General features: G+C 72.8%; 15 protein-coding genes, 1 pseudogene and 3 riboswitches. Of the genes and pseudogenes, 3 read left to right on the top strand and 13 right to left on the bottom strand.

The annotated features are described in order from the left end of the window. Positions 1 to 18: 18 nt before the first annotated feature. From GKC29_RS24630 to aceA, 12 genes and pseudogenes are all read right to left on the bottom strand, one after another. Complete coding sequence (locus GKC29_RS24630; RefSeq protein WP_196255711.1) at positions 19 to 678, bottom strand: DUF1775 domain-containing protein; 660 nt, start codon at positions 676 to 678, stop codon at positions 19 to 21. Continuing rightward, entirely contained in the window at positions 675 to 2,360 is a 1,686-nt protein-coding gene (locus GKC29_RS24625) for a copper resistance protein CopC (RefSeq protein ID WP_155333084.1), read from the bottom strand. The genes GKC29_RS24630 and GKC29_RS24625 overlap by 4 nt, the downstream gene beginning before the upstream one ends. A gap of 1 nt (position 2,361) precedes the next feature. Beyond that, entirely contained in the window at positions 2,362 to 3,105 is a 744-nt protein-coding gene (locus GKC29_RS24620) for a YcnI family protein (protein WP_155333083.1), read from the bottom strand. A gap of 195 nt (positions 3,106 to 3,300) precedes the next feature. Next, the gene (locus GKC29_RS24615; RefSeq protein ID WP_155333082.1) at positions 3,301 to 4,764 is read right to left on the bottom strand and encodes a PepSY domain-containing protein; all 1,464 of its coding nucleotides are present in this window, start codon (positions 4,762 to 4,764) and stop codon (positions 3,301 to 3,303) included. A gap of 131 nt (positions 4,765 to 4,895) precedes the next feature. Continuing rightward, a complete protein-coding gene (locus tag GKC29_RS24610; RefSeq protein ID WP_155334324.1) occupies positions 4,896 to 6,926 on the bottom strand; it encodes a cytochrome c oxidase assembly protein in 2,031 nt (676 codons plus the stop codon). Between the two features lie 194 nt (positions 6,927 to 7,120). Further along, entirely contained in the window at positions 7,121 to 7,717 is a 597-nt protein-coding gene (locus GKC29_RS24605; RefSeq protein ID WP_155333081.1) for a copper resistance CopC family protein, read from the bottom strand. A gap of 20 nt (positions 7,718 to 7,737) precedes the next feature. Continuing rightward, entirely contained in the window at positions 7,738 to 8,940 is a 1,203-nt protein-coding gene (locus GKC29_RS24600; protein ID WP_155334323.1) for a Dyp-type peroxidase, read from the bottom strand. A gap of 23 nt (positions 8,941 to 8,963) precedes the next feature. Further along, positions 8,964 to 9,557 (bottom strand): copper chaperone PCu(A)C, encoded by a 594-nt coding sequence (locus GKC29_RS24595; protein WP_155333080.1) that lies wholly within the window; start codon positions 9,555 to 9,557, stop codon positions 8,964 to 8,966. Positions 9,558 to 9,654: 97 nt separating this feature from the next. Beyond that, on the bottom strand, positions 9,655 to 10,407 hold the full coding sequence (locus GKC29_RS24590) for a zf-HC2 domain-containing protein (RefSeq protein ID WP_155333079.1): 753 nt from the start codon (positions 10,405 to 10,407) through the stop codon (positions 9,655 to 9,657). Between the two features lie 69 nt (positions 10,408 to 10,476). Then, positions 10,477 to 10,968, bottom strand: a pseudogene (locus tag GKC29_RS24585) (sigma-70 family RNA polymerase sigma factor); the annotation flags it as partial. Next, positions 10,925 to 11,057: riboswitch (cobalamin riboswitch) on the bottom strand. It overlaps the preceding pseudogene by 44 nt. A 181-nt stretch (positions 11,058 to 11,238) precedes the next feature. Further along, entirely contained in the window at positions 11,239 to 12,861 is a 1,623-nt protein-coding gene (aceB, locus tag GKC29_RS24580; protein ID WP_155333077.1) for a malate synthase A, read from the bottom strand. Continuing rightward, positions 12,858 to 14,129 carry an isocitrate lyase gene (gene aceA, locus GKC29_RS24575; RefSeq protein WP_155333076.1) on the bottom strand — a complete coding sequence of 424 codons (1,272 nt, stop codon included), beginning with the start codon at positions 14,127 to 14,129 and terminating at the stop codon, positions 12,858 to 12,860. The genes aceB and aceA overlap by 4 nt, the downstream gene beginning before the upstream one ends. 240 nt (positions 14,130 to 14,369) lie before the next feature. Between aceA and GKC29_RS24570 the strand changes: the two genes are divergently transcribed. Continuing rightward, entirely contained in the window at positions 14,370 to 15,755 is a 1,386-nt protein-coding gene (locus tag GKC29_RS24570) for a short-chain fatty acyl-CoA regulator family protein (RefSeq protein ID WP_196255710.1), read from the top strand. Positions 15,756 to 15,813: 58 nt separating this feature from the next. Here the strand turns inward: GKC29_RS24570 and metE are convergent, their stop codons facing one another. Then, on the bottom strand, positions 15,814 to 18,063 hold the full coding sequence (metE, locus tag GKC29_RS24565) for a 5-methyltetrahydropteroyltriglutamate--homocysteine S-methyltransferase (RefSeq protein ID WP_155333074.1): 2,250 nt from the start codon (positions 18,061 to 18,063) through the stop codon (positions 15,814 to 15,816). A 114-nt stretch (positions 18,064 to 18,177) separates the two neighbouring features. Next, a riboswitch (cobalamin riboswitch) is annotated at positions 18,178 to 18,391 on the bottom strand. Positions 18,392 to 18,486: 95 nt separating this feature from the next. Here metE and GKC29_RS24560 point away from each other — a divergent pair. Further along, positions 18,487 to 18,783 (top strand): hypothetical protein, encoded by a 297-nt coding sequence (locus tag GKC29_RS24560; RefSeq protein ID WP_155333073.1) that lies wholly within the window; start codon positions 18,487 to 18,489, stop codon positions 18,781 to 18,783. 134 nt (positions 18,784 to 18,917) lie between these two features. Then, positions 18,918 to 19,101, top strand: a riboswitch (cobalamin riboswitch). A 28-nt stretch (positions 19,102 to 19,129) separates the two neighbouring features. Continuing rightward, positions 19,130 to 20,137, top strand: coding sequence for an ABC transporter substrate-binding protein (locus tag GKC29_RS24555; protein ID WP_155333072.1), 1,008 nt, complete (start codon positions 19,130 to 19,132; stop codon positions 20,135 to 20,137). Positions 20,138 to 20,141: the final 4 nt, after the last annotated feature.

Genomic DNA, 20,141 nt, shown 5'->3' with positions numbered 1-20,141 from the left:
GCTGCTGTCGCTGCGGTGTCAGAGCACCGAGCTGTCGCGTGTGTGCGTGGGTGAGGATGCCGGGTGCCGGCGAGGACGGGCGAGGGCGGTCGCCGTCGCGGCGGCGACGACGAACAGGGCCAGTGCGCCGAGTGCCTGTGGCAGGGTGGCGGCACCGCCGGTGCCCGGTGCCGGGGCGGTAGCGGCCCGCGTGGCCGCGGGGATCGGGGCCAGGATCGCACCGGTCGCGATCAGGCTGGGCGCGGGGTGTTCGTCGCCGGGTTGCGGGTCGGTCCATTCGTACGCCGCACCGTTGGCGCAGCGCTGCACAGTGGGGAAGCGCAGTGGCTGTCCGATCGTGCCGGTCAGGCGGGTGGTGAGGGAGAACGCGGCTTCGGCGCCGGCCTTGAGCCCGGGTCCGGCCCAGGTGACCCGGCTGGGCGCGGTACTCGCCGTCCATCCGGCGGGTTGTTCGGTGCGGCTGGCTGGGGTGGCGCCAGCCGGAAGGGAGACGATCAGTTCGGTGGTGGGTGATTCGCCGCAGCCGTGGTCGAAGGTGAAGGTGAGGGTGGTACTGCCGTCGCCGTTGGGTTGTGCCTTGGCGAGCAGGACGTGCGCGGTGGCGGGCGAGCCGGTGAGCAGGAGGACCGCCGCCGCGGCGGCCAGGGCCGCGACGACGCGGCCGACCGGGCGTTTCATGGAATCTCCACGGGTATGCGGGCGACCGGGTTCTCGTACTTGGAGGTGCGGACGCTGACCTCGACGATCCATTGGCCGGGCAGGGGGAACTCGGCGACGGCCTCGTAGCGCCCGGGTGCGGTGCGGGAGACGGAGCGTTCGAGCGGACCGACGTTCTGGGCGGGCAGGCTGAAGCGCAGTTCCGGCGCGGTGACCGGCTCGACCAGTCGGCGCTCGCCGTCGAGGATGGTCAGTTGCAGCGCGTTGACGCCGGTGGCGCCCGGGGTCAGCACGATGGCGGCGCGGTGGTTGCCGAGCTGCGCGGTGAGCTCCACGGACGCGGGGCGTTCGGGGGGCGCGGACGGGTCGCCGTCCTCGACGGGGCTCCGGGTCACCAGCACGCCGGTGGTGGCGATGACGACGGCGAGCAGCCCGGCTTCGGCTCGTACGGTGCGGCGCAGCGCCGACCACGCCGGGCCCGTGCCGTCCGCGGCGGTGATCCGGGGAACCAGCCGGTAGCGGTTCCAGGCCGCGATCCCCACGATGACGGCGACGCATGCGCCCTTGACGAGCAGGGCGGTGCCGTACGCGGTGCCGAACAGCGCGGACCAGGTCTGGACGATGCGCCAGCCGAGCAGGACACCGGTGATGGTGAGGGCGGCGACCAGCCATGCGGCCGCCCGGGAGAACGCGGTGATGGCGGTCGCCGCCGCCGTTGGTGTCGCCTGGGAGGAGGGCAGCAGCAGGAGGGTGAGTCCGATGAGCCCGCCGAGCCAGAGGGCGGCGTTGGCCACGTGCAGCAGGTCGGCGGTGAGGACGAGCACGGCGGGGCCGAACGTACGGGTGTGCCCGGTCAGGGCCAGCGATCCCACGGCGAGCGCGGCGCCGGCCAGGCCGGCCGTTGCCGCGTACCGCCGGGTCTGTGACCGGGTGGTGTGAGCGGCGAAAAGCGCCACGGCCAGGCCCGCGACGGCGAGCAGCGCGGCGAGCGCGGTGTCGGTGCCCAGCGCCGTCCGCCACGTCGACGCTCGGGCCAGTGCGGCAAGGTCGGCACCGTCCTGCCAGGCGACGACGACGGGCAAGGCGACGAGCACCGTGACCGCGGTGACCGGAACCGACCAGCGCAGCAGGGCGTAGATCCGGCGCCGGACCACGGCGCCGGCGGCGGCGGGCAGCAGCAGGAACGCGAAGGCGGCCAGGCCTGCGCCGCCGAGCACGCCGGTGTAGCCGAGCGCTTCGGTGAGCTGGCGGGTCAGCCGCACGCCGCGGCTGGGCTCCGGGACGGTCGCGGCGTCGATCGCGCCGGCGGTGGGGGCACCGATGGCGAACGTGAACCCGCCGGCGACCGGGTGACTGTCGGCGGAGATGACCCGCCAGGTGACCACGTAGCTGCCGTCGCTCAAGCCGGGCGGCACGTCGAGCACGACCCGGGTGTCCACGGTACGCACGGCCGCCGGCTGCTCGGCCCCGGTGGCGTCGAGCAGCCGGACGGCTCCGGCGCGGACCTGGACCGGTTCGTTGAAGGTCAGGGTGACCGTGGCCGGTGTGCTCGGCAGCACGGCACCGTCGGCGGGGTCGGTGCCGAGCAGCGTGGCGTGCGCGTGGGCCGGTGCCGCCGGCCCGAGCGCCAGCAGGAGCCCGCAGAGCAGGGCACCGGCGAGGCCCGCCAGCCGGGCTGGCGGGCGTCGGACCGGGATCGGCATGTCAGGCGTCGGTGCCGCGGGACCGGGCGATGGACGGGCGCAGGACGGCGAATCCGCCGAGCAGCAGGCCGAGGATGCCGGCCGCGAGCGCGATCCAGCTCACCGTGCTGGTCCCGCCGCTCTGCTCATCGGCGGCGTCGCTCTCCGCGCCGGCCAGCGCCACATCGGCCGCGGGGCTGGGATCGGCGGCGCCTTCCTTCGCGGCCTCGGTCACTGTGAAACCGGGAGCCGGGTGTTCGAGGTCGTCCGGGTTCTGCCCGTCGGCGGGCACCTGCACCCAGGCCGTCTCGCCCTTCTCGCAGGTCTGCACGGACGGGAAGACCAGCGTCTTGCCCGGCGTGTCCGGCAGCTTCAGCGACAGCTGGAAGGTGTCCCGCAGGTCATCGGGCAGCGGTGCCTTGGCGGTGTAGACGACCTCGGAGACGCGCTGGGTGATCTCGTTGCCGTGGCTGTCCTTGACTGGTGGGTTCAGGTCGGTCATCACCTTCGACACGGTCCAGTTGGCGTTGACGGTCGGCGTCACCGAGATGATCTCTTCTGGGATCTTGACGGCGACCTTGGTGGTGCCGGCGCCGTCGCAGCCGTGCGGCACCGAGACCGTGAGGACGGTGTAGGAATTGGCCGCCGTCACGGTCGGGGTGACGGTGACGTGCGCGGCGGCCGGCGCGGCGGTCAGCAGCACGGCACCGGCGGCCAGCAGGGTGGCAGCGCCGGCCTGGGCCGTACGCCGCAAGGCGGTCCTCATGACGTGGATCCCTTCGACAAGACGGCTCCGCGCGGAGCCGCAGTGGGCGGATGGGGCGGTGTGGCTCAGCAAGTAGTCGGCACCGGGCCGGGAAAAGTTCCCGACGACGTTTCAGCGGGTCGCCGCTGGACCGTCAGCCGTGGCGGCCGCGATCCCTCGGTGGGCGGAGGCCCTCAAGCCGAGGAGCCTGGTGGGTCACCTGCCGGCCGGAGCCGGGGAGACCGGTACGGCGGGGCGGCGTCGGCGGGCGATCGCGCCGAGGATGACGTCGACGATGAGGAAACCGAGCAGGGTGACGCCGAACCAGGGCAACGCCCAGCCGACGGCCACGGTGACCGGCACGCCGGCCAGCAGCACCCACCACCGCAGTCCACGGGCTCCGCCCCGGGCGGGTGGTGCGCCGAGCGGGGCGCGGCGGTCGGCGCGGGTGGGACGGCGCTGCCACCACATCCGGTAGCCCCAGACGATGACGCAGAGCAGGCCCAGGGCGAGCGCGGCGAGCAGGATCTGGTTGAGCGGGCCGAACAGCAGACCCATGTGGGCCTGGATGCCGAGGCTGCTGAGCTGGGCGAGCAGCGGCCAGTCGGCGAAGTCGCTGCGCGCGGTCACCAGACCGGCGGCCGGGTCGACGGCGATCCGGTCCTTCGCGACGGGCCAGGTGTTGTCGACCTGGGTGACCGTCCACGCGGTGCCGGGTTCCCCGGCGGGGCTGATCTCCACCGGTCCGGAGAGGCCGGCGTCGCGCGCGGTGGCCAGCACCTTGTCGTAGGTGGCCGGGTTGTCCGCGGCGCCGCTGGTCGGTCCGCCGTGCTGGTGCTCACCGCCGCCGGTGGTCGGGGGCGTTCCGTCGACGGCGGTGGAGATCTCCGGGGTGCCGGCGCGCAGGGCGTCCAGGCCGGTGCCGAAGTTCGCGCCGGCGTACCGGGACCAGGTCAGTCCGGTGGCGGACAGGAACAGCAGGCCGACAGCCAGCCAGACGCCGGTGGTGGCGTGCCAGCCACGCGTGCGGCGGACTCCCTTGCGGACGGACAGGTCCGGCACGAGCAGGTGTCTCGCCCGGGCGCGCGTGGCGCTGCGTCGACGCCACCACAGGATGACGCCACCGAGGACGAGGACCCACAGCCAGCTGGCGGCGATCTCCGAGTAGTGCCGGCCGAGGTCGCCCAGGTGCAGGTTGCGGTGCAGGTCGTCCAGCCAGGTGGTGGCCGGGGTGGACCCGAACCAGGTGGTGAGCTGGCCCTTGACCTCGCCGGTGTACGGGTCCACGTACACCGTGTGTTGCTTCTCGCCGAGTTCCTCCAACGAGAACACCACCTGGGTGGTCTTGTCGCCGGTGCCGGGTGACACGGCGGCGAGGGTGCCGTCGGGATGCGCGGTCCGGGCGGCGGTGACCTGCTCGGCGAGGGGCCTGGGCTGGTCGCCGACGACGGCGACGGTGAGCTGGTTGCCGTAGAGCGCCTGGTCCAGTTGCGGGGTGATCGTGTACGCGAGGCCGGTCACGGCTGCGATCAGCAGGAACGGGGCGACCAGGATGCCGGCGTAGAAATGCAGCCGGGTCAGCATCGCCGCGAACGGCGTGAGCCGGCGCGCGGGTCGTGCGGTGTCCGGCGCGGCGGCGGACTCCGCCGGGCGGTCGCCGGGCAGTTCGGTGACGGACATGAACTACTCCGATCAGGCTCATAGGTCAGGGGTCTGGTAGCTCGTGCCCATCGAGCCAAGGGCTGCCCGGTCTCCGTCTCCCGGTCCAGTAGTCGGGCGGAGGCCCCGGAAAGTTCCCGGCTCCGCTCCGGTCAGCTCGCGTCGAACCGGCGGGGGGAGCGGGCGGCGGCGAGGAAGGCGTTGTAACGGGCGAGGTCGTCGTCCTCGCCGGTGGCTTCGGCGCGGTCGGCGGCGCGGTCGAGGCGGGCCTGCTCGCGATGGTCCGCGCGGACCCACTGCCGGACCAGCAGGATCATGACGACGGCGGCCGGAATCTCCCCGAACGCCCAGGCGATGCCCGCGCCGAGTTTCTGGTCCGCCAGCAGCGCGGACGCCCATTCGGGGTGGACGGCGAGGTACCAGTCGGGGGCGATGACGGTGGTGGTCTGCATGAGCACCAGGCCGAAGAAGCCGTGCGCCATCATCGCCGCCAGGTGGACGAGCACCAGGATCGGGTGCGGCACCCGGGGGCGGCCCGGGTCGACGCCGATGAGCACCCAGAACAGCAGGTACCCGGCGAGCACGAAGTGGCCGAGCATCGCGAGGTGGCCGAGGTGGGAGCGCATGAGCGTGCCGAGCAGGTCGCTGAAGTACAGGCCGAAGAGGCTGCCGGCGTAGATTCCCAGCGCTACGAGGGGGTGGGTGAGCAGCTTCGCGGGCCGGCTGTGCAGCGCGAGCAGCAGCCACTCCCGGGCACCGCGCAGCTGCGGGTCGGCGGGGCGGCGGAGCGCCCGCAGGGCGAGGGTGATCGGGGCGCCGCCGACGAGCAGGATCGGCACCAGCATGGACAGCACCATGTGCTGCACCATGTGCACGCTGAACAGCACGTACGCGTACCGGGCCACGCCGAGGCCGGTGATCGCGCCGAGTACGGCCAGGCCGGCGAGCCAGCTCGCGGTCCGGACGACGGGCCAGCGGTGCCCGGCCCGGTGCAGCCGCCGCACCCCGGCCAGGTAGCCGGCGGCGCCCAGGACGACGACGGTCAACACGAACAGGTCGGGCAGCGGCTGGCCCAGCAGGCGTCCGGCGGTGGGTGCAGCGGGCATCGGGAAGCCGAGCACCTCGGTGACCGGGTCCGCCGCCACGGGGTCCTCGGTGACCGGGGTGGGGCTGCGGGAGAGCGCCACCGCCAGCCCGAGGGTTGCCGCGAACACGACGACCTCACCGGCCGCCAGCCGGGTGAACGAACCCCGACGGCCGGCCCGCAGGGCGGGCAGCGCCCGGGCCCGGTGTGCGGCGCCGAGTACGCCCAGCACGGCGAGCGCGGCCAGTTTGCCCAGCACGAGCCAGCCGTACCGGGACCGCCACAGTTCCTCCAGGCCACCGAGGCGGACAGCGGCGTTGACGGTGCCGCTGACCGCGACCGCGACGAAGCAGCCCAGCGCCAGGCGGCTGTAGCGGCCGGCGGCGTCGGCGAGGTGCCGGCCGCGACGGACCATCAGCAGGGCCACCAGGCAGCCGACCCAGAGGGCGGCGGCCATGACGTGCAGGACGAGGCTGGAGACCGCGATCTGATGGTCACCAGCCCCGGCGGCGTGCCCGGTGAACGCCGGTGGCACCACGGCGACCAGCGCCACCAGCGCCCCGGCGGCCGCGAGCCCCCGGGACACGCCCACCCGGGCGAGCACCGCCACGGCCGACGCCAGGCCGGCCTGCAGCAGCAGCGCCTGCCCCTGCGAGATCGAGGTGGCGAAGCTGACCACGGTCGCCGCACCCAGCCGGTCGACCGGCACGCCGAGCAGGTCCGACACGGTCAGCACGACCATGACCAGGGCGGCAGCCGCCCAACCAGCCGCCGCCAGGCCCGCGCGGCGCAGCAGCAGCCACCCGTACGCCGACAGGCTCGGCCCGTCGCCGGGCAGCAGGAACGCCGCCGTGAACGCCAGCCCCACCGTCACCGTGCCGAGCCCGTCGGCGAGCAGCCGGACTACCGGCAGCGCCCAGGTCGTCACCGGCCCCGGGTCCGGCAGGCCGGGGATCGCTGCCACCAGCGCGCCGCCGGCCCGCAACCCGGTCAGGAGTACGCCCAACGCCCCCACCAGCGCCGCGACGGCCAGCAGCGTTGCGTCGGCGGCGGAGCGGTCCGGCTCGGCCGGGCGGCTGGTCCGCTCGACCCGCGACACCGGCGGAAGGTGCCGGGGCGGCTGGGCCGGGGAGGAAACGGTGTCGGGCACGTGGTTGACCTTGGTTTCGATGAGTCGGCGAGGGCCGGGTTCGTGTCGGCGGCAGCGACTGGGCACGGCGAGACGGGCTGCCAGCAGCGGGACGCCGGGCCCCGGTATCGGCGGGTGCCGGCGGACGGTGCCGCCGGTGCGGGTCAGGACGATCGGGACCGTCGGCGTACCAGGGCGACGGCTCCCGCGACGACCACCGCCGCCAGGAGGATCCCGCCGACCAGGACCACGGCTCCGGGGCCGTTGTCGGAGTCTCGGGAGGCGGCGGCCGGGCTGGCCGACGGGGCGGTCGAGGCGGCGGCCGGGGCGGAGGTGGCCGGGGTGGGCGGTGCGGTCGCCGCGGGGCCGGCGGTGGGGTCGGCGACGGTGAACCGGTACGAGCCCTGCACCGGGTGCCCGTCGGCGGAGACGACGCGGTAGGCGACGGTGTAGGCGCCGTTGGTCAGAGCCTGGTCGATGGTGATGGTGCCCTTGGTGCCGGTGACGGCTGGTTCGCTGGTCGGCACCTTCTGCTGAGCGGCGTCGGACAGGGTGATGGTGGTGAACGACGGGTTCAGCTTCTGCATGAACTCGAGCGTGATCTGCGTCGGCGGCTCGGTGAGCCGGGCGTCCTTGGCCGGGGTGGCGGCCTTCAGGGTGTTGTGTGCGGCGGCCGGCGCGGCCGGTACGAGCAGCAGTGCCGCCACGGTCAGCGCGGCGGCGAGGCCGGCGACTGTCGGGCGGCGAACCTTGGTGCGCATGTCTCTCCTGATGGGTGTGGTCAGCCGAGCAGTTGCTGGCCGATCCAGCCGCCGTCGGGGCAGCCGGGCGGGACGGCGAAGACGGCGGAGCCGATCGGGGTGGTCCACTCGTTGAGCAGGTCCCGTTCGGCGAGGCGCCGCTGGATGGGCAGGAACTGTTCCGCGATGTCCGTCTGGTAGGAGGCGAAGATCAGTCCGCTGTCGGCGGTGCCGTCGGCGGCGGGTAGGCCGTCGTAGTTGTAGGGGCGGCGGAGGATCTTGAGCCGGTCGTCGGTGACGTGGGCCCGGGTGAGGTGGGAGAAGTCCGGGATGACGGTGAGTCCGTCGGGGCCGAGGGCGGCGAAGTCGGGTTCGTCGTGTTCGGCGGTGCCGGTGAGCGGGGCGCCGGTGTCGAGGCGGCGGCCGACGGCCAGTTCCCGGTCGGTGCGGCCGAGCAGGTCCCAGGTTTCCAGGTTCATCGAGATGCGGCGGACGACGAGGGTGGTGCCGTCGCGTAGCCAGTCGGGGCCGTCGGTCACCCAGACGGCGCTCTCCAGGGGGCCGCCGGGTTTCGGGTTGGCGGTGCCGTCGAGTTGGCCGAACAGGTTGCGTTGCGTGTGGCCGGGTTCGGCGCCGGCGGCGCGGCGGAAGCCCTGTTGCACCCAGCGGACGGTGGCGAACGGCCGGCTGTCCTTGACCAGCACCCGTTGGGCGTGGGCGACGGTGAGCGGGTCGTCGGCGCAGATCTGCAGCAGCAGGTCCCCGCCGGACCAGCGGGGCTGGAGCCGGTCGATGCGGAAGGACGGCAGGTCGGCCACCGACGGCGGTCGGCGGTCCTCGAGGCCGGCGGCGCGGTAGAGGCCGGGCCCGAAGCCGAAGGTGACGGTCAGCCGGGCCGGCAGTAGCCCGAGTTCGGGTTCGGTGTCGGCGAGGGCGGGGCGGCCCTGGGTGAGGCGGGCGGCGTCGTCGGAGAGCAGCCGCAGCATCCGCCCCAGCGTTGCCCGGTCGGTGCCTGGTTTCAGGGTGAACGCGACGAACGCCGCGTGCGCCTGGGGTTCGGTGGCGATCCCGGCCTGTCGGGTGCCGTGGAACGGCTCGACCGTGGTGCCGACCGCCGCCACCGGGACCGGGTCGGCGGTACGCACGACGGGAGTGTCGGAACGGGCGGCGGTGACGGCGGCGGCGCCGGCGAGCGTGCCGCCGGCGGCCAGCGCCCCACCGGTGAGCAGGCCACGCCGGCTCACCCGGTGGGGCGTCGGCGTGCCGGTCACGGCGCCGGGCTGGGGCTGGCCGAGCCGCCCGGCATCGGCTGGCCGTGACCGGGGGCGTAGCTCTCCTGCGCGCCGGTGAACGGCTTCGCCACCGCCGTGAACGTCTGGGTCCGGCCGTCGGCGAAGGTCAGCGTGAAGGTCAGCTCGTCACCGGCCTTCACCGGCTGCTTGAGGTCCATCAGCATCAGGTGGTCGCCGCCGGGCTGCAGCACGTGCTCGCTCTTGGCCTTGATCACTACGCCACTCTGCTTGGCCTGCATGACCATCTTCCCGTCCTTCATGGTCATCTCGTGCAGCTCCATCGGTGACACCTCGGTCGCGGCGGCGGTGATCGTCACGTCGCTGTCCCCGTCGTTGACGAGGGTGCCGAACGCGGCGGTCATGCCCGTGTCGGCGGCCTTCACCCACGGATCGCGGATGCCGAGCACACCCGCCGCCGTGCTCGCCGACGCCGCGGCCGTCGGCGACGCGGTGGGCGTGGCGGACGACGAGTCGTCCGACGACCCGCAACCGGCGACGGAGGTGACCAGGACGGCGGCGGCGAGCAGGACGGCCGGGCGCAGCCGACGGCCGGTGGTGATGGTGGGCATGGAGGATCCCCTCAGAGGTCGGGTGTCTTCGAGTGGTCGGATCCGCGCGAGCGGGAGTTCCCGTCGGCGCGGTAACTTTCGTCACATATCCCGCAGGTCACGCTGCCGTGTCCTGGCGGTGGTGGGCGGAGCCCGGGAATGGCGGTTGCAGCAGCCGCAGGCTGGGGGCGGGGGTCTCGTCCTCCGTCAGCCGCCACCGGCTCTCGTCCCGGCGGGCACGGCCGGAGGGGGCACCCGGCCCTGTCCGGGTACGGGACATGGCCACGACGACGACGTACCCGGCGAGCAGGAAGGCGTGGCTGACCAGCCGGGTGGGATCCACCCGGCCGGTGGCGAGATCGTTGACCGACAGCAGCACCAGGGTGCCGACGAATGCGGACAGCATCGGCACCAGTCCGGTCGGTGGGGTACGCCGGGCCGCCACGAACAGGAAACCGGCGCCGACCGCGATGTTCCACGCCGCCGACTCGTGCCACAGATGCCCGGAGGACAGCGGACCGCCGGCGTGGACGTGCGTGCTGGCGGCACTGCGGCCCACCTGTGCGAGGCCGAGCACGAGCTGCAGCACACCGATCAGGCCCAGCGCGGCTCGCAGGCCCACCGTGATCCGGTGCGAACGGCGCCACCACGGCGTCGGAGCGGGCAGGGCGGCCAGCACCACGTCGGTGAGGTCGACACCGTCGGCGCTGAGCGAAAGCCGGGCACGCCGGGTCACCGCGGCGGCCCGGTCGTACCACGCCCGGCAGCCCCCGCACCCGGCCAGGTGGTCCTCGGCCGCCAGCCGCTCGGCCGGGCTCTCCTCGCCGTCGAGCTGGGCCGACAACACCTCACGCCACTGCGCACACCCCATGTACCAGTAGTCGGCCGACGCGCCTCGTTGGTTCCCGCGTCTCGGCGCGGGCGGGCAGGTCAGGGATGCTCACCCGGCGGCGTCGTCCCGCCTGCGCCACAGTTCGGCGGGCTGCGCGGCCACGGCGGCGATCAGGTCCTCGCGGGCCCGGGCCACCCGGGAGCGGATCGTCCCGACCGGGCAGTCGCACACTTCGGCCGCCTCGGCGTACGACAGCCCGAGCACCTGGGTGACGACGAACGCCTCGCGCCGGTCGTCGGGTAGCGCGGCGATGAGCTGCTCCAGCGCCACCTGCCGGTCGAAGCCGCTGCGATTCGGGTCAGCCGTGTCGTGGGAGTCCGACAGGGGGACCGTGCGGGGACGTGACATCGCCATCCGCACCTGGTCCACCGCGACCCGACGGGCGATGCCGAGCAGCCAGGTCCGCGCCGAGGACCGGCCCGCGAACGACGGCATCGCCCGCATCGCCCGCAGGTACGTCTCCTGCGCCAGATCGTCGGCCTCTTCAGCGGCGACGAGGTTGAACAGCCAGCGCCGCTGGTTGTCGACGGCGAGGAACGCGCCGTTCACCGCTGCGGGGCAGTCCCGGACTCACACCGGGTTCCCCTCTTGCGACGCCCGGACCCGTCACGGCCCGCGCGTACCAGCACCGCCTCGCATCCTGGGCCTCCTCGCGCGGCGGGCCTATGGCCCGGGCCACCGGCTGGCGTGATCGTGCTCCCGATTCCGGGCCGGTACCGGACTTACCTCCGCCCCGATCCGCGTCGAGCAGAGGTAGGAGCCGGGAAGGACCAACAGCTCCTTCCCGGCTCCGGCGCGCGCCGACCGCGGTTAGGGCCCGTCCTGGCCGATGGAGACGTCGGGCTTGCGATTCGGGCCGAGGTGCCGGGCGTAAGCCCCGGTGGTGAAGAACGCCGGCAGGTCCTCGCCGAACGCGGTGTCCTCGACGATCCGTGCGGCCTGCTCGGCGCGGTCCCGCTCGGCGCCCTCGCGTCCCGTCGTCAGGGCGGTGAGTTCCTCGGCGAGGATCGACCGGACGAGTTCGTCCGTCACGCAACCGCCGTCGGCCAGGGGAGTGCCGTGGTGCAGCCACTGCCAGGTCTGGCAGCGGGCGATCTCGGCGGTGGCCGCGTCCTCCATCAGGTTCCGGAGCGCTACCGCGCCGGTGCCGCCGAGCCAGGCGTCGATGTAGCGTAGCGCGACCGCGATGTTGGACCGCAGCCCAGCGGCGGTGACCTGGCCCGGGGTCTTGTCGACGGCGAGCAGGTCTGCGGCGGTGACGCTGACGTCGTCGCGGAGTCGGTCGAGCTGGTTCGGGCGGTCGCCCAGCACCGCGTCGAACTCCTCCCGGCACGTGTCGACCAGGCCCGGGTGGGCGACCCACGACCCGTCGAACCCGTCGCCGGCCTCCCGCCGCTTGTCCGACCGCACCCGGGCGAGGGCCACCTCGTTGACCTCCGGGTCCCGGCTCGGGATGAACGCGGCCATCCCGCCGATGGCGTGCGCGCCCCGCCGGTGACAGGTGCTCACCAGCAGTTCGGTGTACGCCCGCATGAACGGCACCGTCATCGTGACCTCGGACCGGTCCGGCAGGACGAAGTCCGGCCACTGCCCGAAGTTCTTGATCACACTGAAGATGTAGTCCCACCGCCCGGCGTTCAGTCCCGCCGAGTGCTCGCGCAGCTCGTACAGGATCTCCTCCATCTCGAACGCGGCGGTGATCGTCTCGATCAGCGTGGTGGCCCGGATGGTGCCCTGCGGAAGGCCCAGGTACTGCTGGGCGAAGACGAAGATGTCGTTCCACAGCCGCGCCTCGCGGTGGCTCTCCAGCTTCGGGAGGTAGAAGTACGGCCCGGCGCCGGCGTCGAGCTGCCGCCGGGCACAGTGGAAGAGGTAGAGCCCGAAGTCGACCAGGCTGGCCGAGATCGGCCGCCCGTCCACCGCGATCCCCTTCTCCACGAGGTGCCAACCGCGCGGCCGGACCACGATCGTGGCCAGCTCGTCGCCGAGGGCGTACCGCTTGCCGCGCGGGTCGGTGAAGTCGATCCGCCGATCCAGGGCGTCGATCAGGTTGAGCTGGCCGTTGATGACGTTGTGCCAGGTCGGGGCAGTGGCGTCCTCGAAGTCGGCGAGCCACACCTTCGCCCCGGAGTTGAGCGCGTTGACGGTCATCTTGCGGTCGGTCGGTCCGGTGATCTCGACCCGGCGGTCGACGAGGCCGGGTGCGGGTGGGGCCACCCGCCAGGTGGGATCGGCGCGGATCGTGGCCGTCTCGGGGAGGAAGTCGGGCAGCTGACCGGTGGCGTACCGGTCCCGGCGCGCCCGCCGGGTGTCCAGCAGCGCCACCCGTCGGGCGGCGAACTCGCTGTCCAGCGCGACCAGGAAGTCCAGCGCCTCGGCGGTGAGGACCTGGTCGAACCGGTCGGCCATCGGGCCGATGACCTCGTACCTCATGCGAACTGCTCCTCCTCGGTGGAGCCGCGCAGGGCGGTGGTCTCGGCGGCCGGGTTGAGCACGGTGCTGATCAGGTCGAAGTAGCCGGTGCCCACCTCGCGCTGGTGCTTGACGGCGGTGTAGCCGGTCGGCTCGGCCGCGAACTCCCGCTCCTGCAGCGCCACGTACGCGGACATGCCGTCGGTGGCGTAGCCGCGGGCGAGGTCGAACATCGAGTAGTTGAGGGCGTGGAAACCGGCGAGGGTGATGAACTGGAACTTGTATCCCATGTGGCCGAGCTCGCGCTGGAACTTGGCGATGGTCGCGTCGTCGAGGTGCTTGCGCCAGTTGAACGACGGCGAGCAGTTGTAGGCCAGGAGCTGGTCCGGGTACTGGTCCTTGATCGCCTCGGCGAAGCGACGGGCGACCTCCAGGTCCGGGGTGCTGGTCTCCATCCAGAGCAGGTCGGCGTGCGGGGCGTACGCCAGGCCGCGGGCGATGCACGGCTCGACCCCGTTCCGGACCCGGTAGAAGCCCTCGGCGGTCCGCTCGCCGGTGACGAACGGCCGGTCGCGCTCGTCCACGTCGGTGGTGAGCAACGTGGCGGCCTGGGCGTCGGTGCGGGCGATGACCACCGACGGCACCCCGGCGACGTCGGCGGCGAGCCGGGCCGCCTCCAGCGTGCGGATGTGCTGGCCGGTGGGGATGAGCACCTTGCCGCCGAGGTGTCCGCACTTCTTCTCGGAGGCGAGCTGGTCCTCCCAGTGCACGCCGGCGGCGCCGGCCGCGATCATCGCGGTCATCAGCTCGTACGCGTTGAGCGGACCGCCGAAACCGGCCTCGGCGTCGGCCACGATCGGCGCCAGCCAGTCGGCTCCCGTGGTGTCGCCCTCGGCGGTGGTGATCTGGGCGGCGCGCAGGAGGGCGTTGTTGATCCGGCGGACCACCGCCGGCACCGAGTTGGCCGGGTAGAGACTCTGGTCGGGGTAGGTCTGCCCGGCGAGGTTGGCGTCCGCTGCCACCTGCCAGCCGGAGAGGTAGATGGCCTTCAGGCCGGCCCGGACCATCTGCACGGCCTGGTTGCCGGTGAGCGCGCCCAGCGCGTGGATGTAGTCCTCACTGTGCAGCAGTTGCCACAGCCGCTCCGCCCCGTGCCGGGCCAGGGTGTGTTCCTCCTGGATCGCCCCGCGCAGGCGCACCACGTCCTCCGCGCGGTAGCTGCGCCGCACGCCCTGCCAACGGGGATCGGTCTCCCACTCGGTGCGCAACTGCTCAACGGCGTTCTGCATGATGTCATCTCCTCGGAGTTCGATGGCGCCGGCGCTCGGCACCTGCCGTGCGTTGCGGTGGACCTCGATGCCGGCCCCGGGGTGTCGCCAACGCTCACACGCCCTGGACAGCGGGTCGAGGGACGGAACGAGCCAATTTCTGGAAATTTTCCGCCGCATTTTGCGAAGTTGCGAAGCGGTATATTTGCAGCCTGCCAATTGCTGTCGGACCGGCGTACGAGCAGCGGGGAGGTGCGGGCGATGACCAAGACCTTCGCGGGCGCCCGGCTGCGCCGGCTGCGCGAGGACCGCGCTCTGAGCCAGTCGCACCTGGCCCGCCTGCTGAACATCTCGCCCAGCTATCTCAACCAGATCGAACACGATTCACGGCCGCTGACCGTCCCGGTGCTCATGCGCATCACCGAGGTGTTCGGCGTCGATCCGACCGTCTTCGCGCCGCGGGACACGCCGAGGCTCGTGGCCGGGCTGCGCGAGGCGCTCCCTGGCCGGGCAGGTGTCGCCGACCTCACCGAACTCGCCACCCGGCTGCCCGAGGTCGCCGAGGCCGTCATCGACCTGCACCGGCGGTACCGGCAGGCGGACGAGCAACTCGCCGAGCTGCTGGGCGACCGCGAGACGATCGGGCGCAGTCCGCACGACCAGGTGACCGAGTTCTTCTACCGGCGGCAGAACTACGTACCGGATCTGGACGAGGCGGCGGAGCGTCTGGCCACGAGCATCGGACTTCGCCGAGGCGAGGTGCGACCCGCGCTTCAGGACCGGCTCGCACAGCGACACGGCGTGCACGTCCGCCGCGACGACGCCGCCTCGCTCGGCGACGAACTGCACCGCTACCGCCCGCAGACGCGCACCCTGCACCTGTCGGCGTCGCTGCGGGCCGGACAGGAGGCCATGCGGATGGCGGCGCAGATCGCGCTGCTGGAGTTCGCCGACGTGATCGACGAGATCGTGGAGGAGGAGCGGTTCGACGACGTCCAGACGCAGATCCTCGCCCGGGTCGGACTGGCGAACTACTTCGCCGCCGCGCTGATCCTGCCCTACGAGCGGTTCCTGGCGGCGGCGGAGCAGCGCCGGTACGACATCGACCTCCTCACCCAGCACTTCGCGATGGGCTGGGAGACGGTGTGCCACCGGCTCAGCACCCTGCAACGCCCCCGCGCACGTGGGGTGCCGTTCTCATTCGTCCGGGTCGACCGGGCCGGCAACATGTCCAAGCGACAGTCCGCCACCGGCTTCCCGTTCTCCCACACCGGCGGCACCTGCCCGCTGTGGAACGTCTACGAGGCGTTCAGCTCGCCCGGGCGGGTGGTCGTCCAGGTCGCCGCGATGCCCGACGGGCAACGCTACCTGTGGATCGCCCGTACCATCACCCGTCACCACGGCGGCTACAACCAGCCGGGAAAGGTCTACGCGATCGGCCTGGGCTGCGAGACGCGGCATGCCGACCGGTTGGTCTACTCCGCCGGGATGGACCTGCACGCGGCGGAGGCGGCCACGCCGATCGGCCCGGGCTGCAAGACCTGCGAGCGGATGACCTGCCCGCAGCGGGCCGCCGCGCCGATCAGCCGCCGGCTCGACCTGGACGAGAACCGGAGCACCTTCGTCCCGTACCCGCTGAAGGACTGAACCGAGACCGGTCGCGGGCGGGCCGGGCGGGACGCGTCGTCCCGCCCGGCCCGGCGGGTCAGGTGCCGCGAAGCTCGGCGGCGGCGGTGACCAGGTGTTCCAGGGATTCCTCGACCTCGGGGTAGCCGCGGGTCTTGAGTCCGCAGTCCGGGTTCACCCACAGCCGCTCGGCTGGTACCACCGCCACGGCCCGGCGTAGCGCGTCGACGACCTCGGCACGTGGCGGCACCCGGGGCGAGTGGATCTCCCAGACGCCGGGCCCGACGCCGCGGCGGTAGCCGATCGCGGCGAGGTCGTCGAGGACCTCCATCCTCGAGCGTGACGCCTCGATGCTGGTGACGTCGGCGTCGAGGGCGTCGATGGCGGTGATGACCTCGCCGAACTCGGAGTAGCACAGGTGGGTGTGGATCTGGGTGTCGTCGGCGACGCCGGAGGTGGCCAGGCGGAACGCGCCGACCGCCCAGTCCAGGTACGCCTTCTGGTCGGATCCGCGCAGGGGCAGCGTCTCGCGCAGCGCCGGCTCGTCGACCTGGATCACCCGGATGCCGGCCGCCTCGAGGTCGCGGCATTCGTCGCGCAGGGCGAGTGCCACCTGGTCGGCGGTGTCGGCGAGCGGCTGGTCGGTGCGGACGAACGACCAGGCCAGAATCGTCACCGGGCCGGTGAGCATGCCCTTGACCGGCCGGTCGGTCAGCGACTGCGCGTAGGTCGACCAGCTGACTGTCATCGATGCCCTGCGGGCCACGTCGCCGTAGATGATGGGCGGACGGACGCAGCGGGAGCCGTAGGACTGCACCCAACCGTGCTCGGTGGCGGCGAACCCGTCCAGCTGCTCGCCGAAGTACTGGACCATGTCGTTGCGTTCCGGCTCGCCGTGCACGAGCACGTCCAGGCCCAGCCGCTCCTGGAACCGGATGACGTGCTCCACCTCGGCGCGCATCCGCTCGGTGTAGGCGGCGTCGTCGAGGCGGCCGGCGCGGTGCTCGGCGCGAGCCTTGCGCAGCTCGCCGGTCTGCGGGAACGAGCCGATGGTCGTGGTCGGCAGGGGCGGCAGGCTCAGCCGGGCCTGCTGCGCCGCCGCACGCTCCGGGTAGGCGCCACGCTGCCGGTCCGTGGAACGCAGCGCGGCGAGCCGGCCGCGTACGGCTTCGTTGCGCCACGTCGCCGGAGTGGGCGGTAGCCGCTCGGGCAGGGACGTGGTGCCGTTGCGCAGGGCACGACTCAGCAGGACGACCTCGTCGACCTTCTGCCGGGCGAAGGCCAGCCGCTGGCGTAGCGCCGGGTCGAGCGCGGTCTCGGCGGACAGGTCCACCGGCACGTGCAGGAGCGAGCACGACGAGGACACCGCAACGTGGTCGGCGAGCCCGGTGACGACGGCGCCGAAGGCGACCGCCGCGCGCAGATCCGTACGCCAGATGTTGCGGCCGTCGACGAGACCGGCGACGATCGTCTTGCCGTGCAGCGGACCCGCACCGGCGAGCCGCTGCAGGTTGCCGGGCCCGGCGACCAGGTCCAGACCGACCGCTTCGACAGGTGTGTCGAGCAGGGCCGGCAGGGCGTCCCCCAGATCACCGAAGTAGGTGGCGACGAAGATCGCCGGCCGTTGTTCCACCGCGCACAGCCGGGTGTAGGCCTCCCGCAGCGCCTCGATCTCGGCGGCGCTCCGGTCGGCGACGTAGCCGGGTTCGTCCAGCTGCACCCACTGCACACCGGCGGCGGCGAGGGAACGCAGAAGATCGGCGTACACGTCGACCAGATCGGTCAACCGGTCGAACGGTTCGCCGCCCGGCTCGGTCGGCTTGGCCAGCAGGAGGAAGGTGCCCGGCCCGACCAGCACCGGGCGGGTCAGGACACCCAGGTCGCGCGCCTCCCGGTACTCGTTCAACGCCTTGGCGGGATTCGCGGCGAAGACCGTCTCGGGGCCGACCTCCGGGACCAGGTAGTGGTAGTTCGTGTCGAACCACTTGGTGAGCTCCAGCGCCGGCTCGGTGTCGGCGCCGCGGGCCATGGCGAAGTAGGTGTCCAGGTCGGACAGGCCGAGCCGGGCGAACCGGTGCGGGATCGCCCCGACGGCGACGGCGGTGTCGAGCAGGTGGTCGTAGTAGGAGAACGTGTTGGACGGGATCGCGTCCAGGCGCGCGTCACGCAGCGTACGCCAAACCTCCACCCGCAGTGCGGCAGCGGTCTTCGCCAACTCCTCGGCGTCGATTCTGCCCGCCCAGTAGGCCTCGACGGCCTTCTTCAGCTCACGGTTGCCGCCAATACGCGGGTAACCGAGCACGGTGCTCTGACCGAATGCGGTGCTCATGGGATCCTTCCCTCGAAGTGCCCGAGGCCGTGCGGGAGGGCAGGGAGGGAAGGGGTACGGCGACGTACCGGCTTCCGCCCCGGCCGTCCCGAGAGACCGCGGCGGCACACGCCGGGTGGCGTGCGCGGTGCGGGCAGGTCTTCGGACTCGCGGGCGTGACCGGTACGGTCGCCTACTGGCCGTCGCTTCCCAGACCTCGCGGTCCAGTGCTTGATGACGGCGGTCGTTCCCACTCACCGCTGCGGGGCAGTCCCGGGCTCGCACCGGGTTCCCTCTTACGACGCCGTGCCCATTGTGGACACGGCGAACCAGCACCGTTGTCTATCGTATGGGGCGATGAGCGATTGTGGCCGGCGCGTCCGTCCTGCGGGACGGCGCGCCGTCGCGGCAGCGGGATGTCCGCGCGCGACGAGAAGGTGACGGATGGGCCAGAAGATCGACAGGGTCGCGGTGGTGGTGGACGGCGCCGACTGGGTGGCGGTACGGCCGGAGGACTTCGACCGCTTGGACGCCTCCCGCCGCCAGGTCGGCGCCCGCGCCGCCCGGGCGACCCGGCTGGAGCACGAGTTGCGGGAGGCGCGGGCCCGTCTGGCGCGGATCGAGGAGATCCTCGCCGACGCGAGCCCGGCCGACTGCGTCTGTGAGCGTCTCACCGCAGTGCTGGCCGACGATCCGGCCGCCCACCGCCGACCACTGGTCAGAAGCCGTCGTCGACGGTGACGCCTACCGCCCGTGGCCTTCCTGCCGACGCACGACGCACGGGATGAGGCCCTGATCGGCCTGCGTCCGCGGGACGTCTCCACCCGACGATCGGAGATGGCGTTCGTCACCGTGACGAGGCGACGGCCGACAGGCTAGGGTGACGCTGCCGTGGTGTTCGGGAAGCCGGTGCGATGCCGGCGCGGCCCTCGCCACTGTGATCGGGAAGTCCGCGGCCCTCGTCGCTTGCGAGGTCACTGGGCGCCACGCGCCTGGGAAGGCCGGCCACGGACGTACCTCCCGTCAGCCAGGAGACCGGCCACGGCACAGCGATGACCCGTCCACGAGGTGCTGGAAGGCGGTCCCGATGCGCGTGCGCGCGATGCGGCCCACCCTGTCCCGGCGCGTTGCCGCGCCACTGTCCATCCTGCTCGTCCTGCTCGGCGGTTGCGCCACGGACGACACGCCCACGGCCGGGGCGTCGGCCGCGCCGGTCACGGTGACCAACTGCGGCACCCCGGTCGCCGTCGCCGCGCCGCCGAAGCGGGCGGTCACCCTCAACCAGCCCGCCACCGAGATCATGCTGGCGCTCGGTCTGGGCGACCGGTTGGCGGGCACGGCGTACCTGGACGACGCGATCCTGCCCGAGCACGCCGCCACGTACGCCTCGATTCCGGTGCTGTCGGAGAAGTACCCGTCGAAGGAGGCGCTGCTCGACGCGGAGCCGGACTTCGTCTACGCCTCGTTCCACAGTGCCTTCGGAGACGAGGGCGTCGGCGACCGCGCCGCGCTCGCGGGACTCGGCATCGGTACCTACCTGTCCCCGGCGGGCTGTCCGAAGCAGCACCGACCGGCCACGCTGACCGTCGACGACGTCTTCGCCGAGATCCGGGACGTCGCCGCCGTCTTCGGCGTGCCGGAGCGGGCCGAGAAGCTCATCGCCGACCAACGGGCCCGGATCACCGCGGCCGCCGCCCGGCTCGACGGCGCGGGCCAGGTGTCCGTGCTGTGGTGGGACGCCGGCACGGACGCGCCGAGCGTGGGTGCCTGCTGCGGCAGCCCCAACATGATCATGTCAGCGGCGGGGGTGCGCAACACCTTCGGTGACCTCGCCGGAAGCTGGGCCGACACCAGCTGGGAGACGGCCATCGAGCGGAACCCCGATGTGATCGTGCTGGTCGACGCGAGCTGGGACGCCGCCGCCGCGAAGAAGGCGTTCCTGACCCAGCACCCCACGCTGAAGAACCTGCCCGCGGTGGCCGGACAGCGGTTCGTCGTCATCCCGTTCTCGTCGACCTCGGCCGGCGTGCGCGTGGTGCAGGGGATCGAGACGCTCGCCGAGGGAGTGGTACAGCTTCCCGGAGCGGACCGCTGAGCCC

The organism is Micromonospora sp. WMMC415 (genome assembly GCF_009707425.1).
GTDB lineage: Bacteria > Actinomycetota > Actinomycetes > Mycobacteriales > Micromonosporaceae > Micromonospora.
The sequence above is the reverse complement of the archived record's forward strand: the minus strand, read 5'-3'. Positions and strand labels throughout refer to the sequence as shown.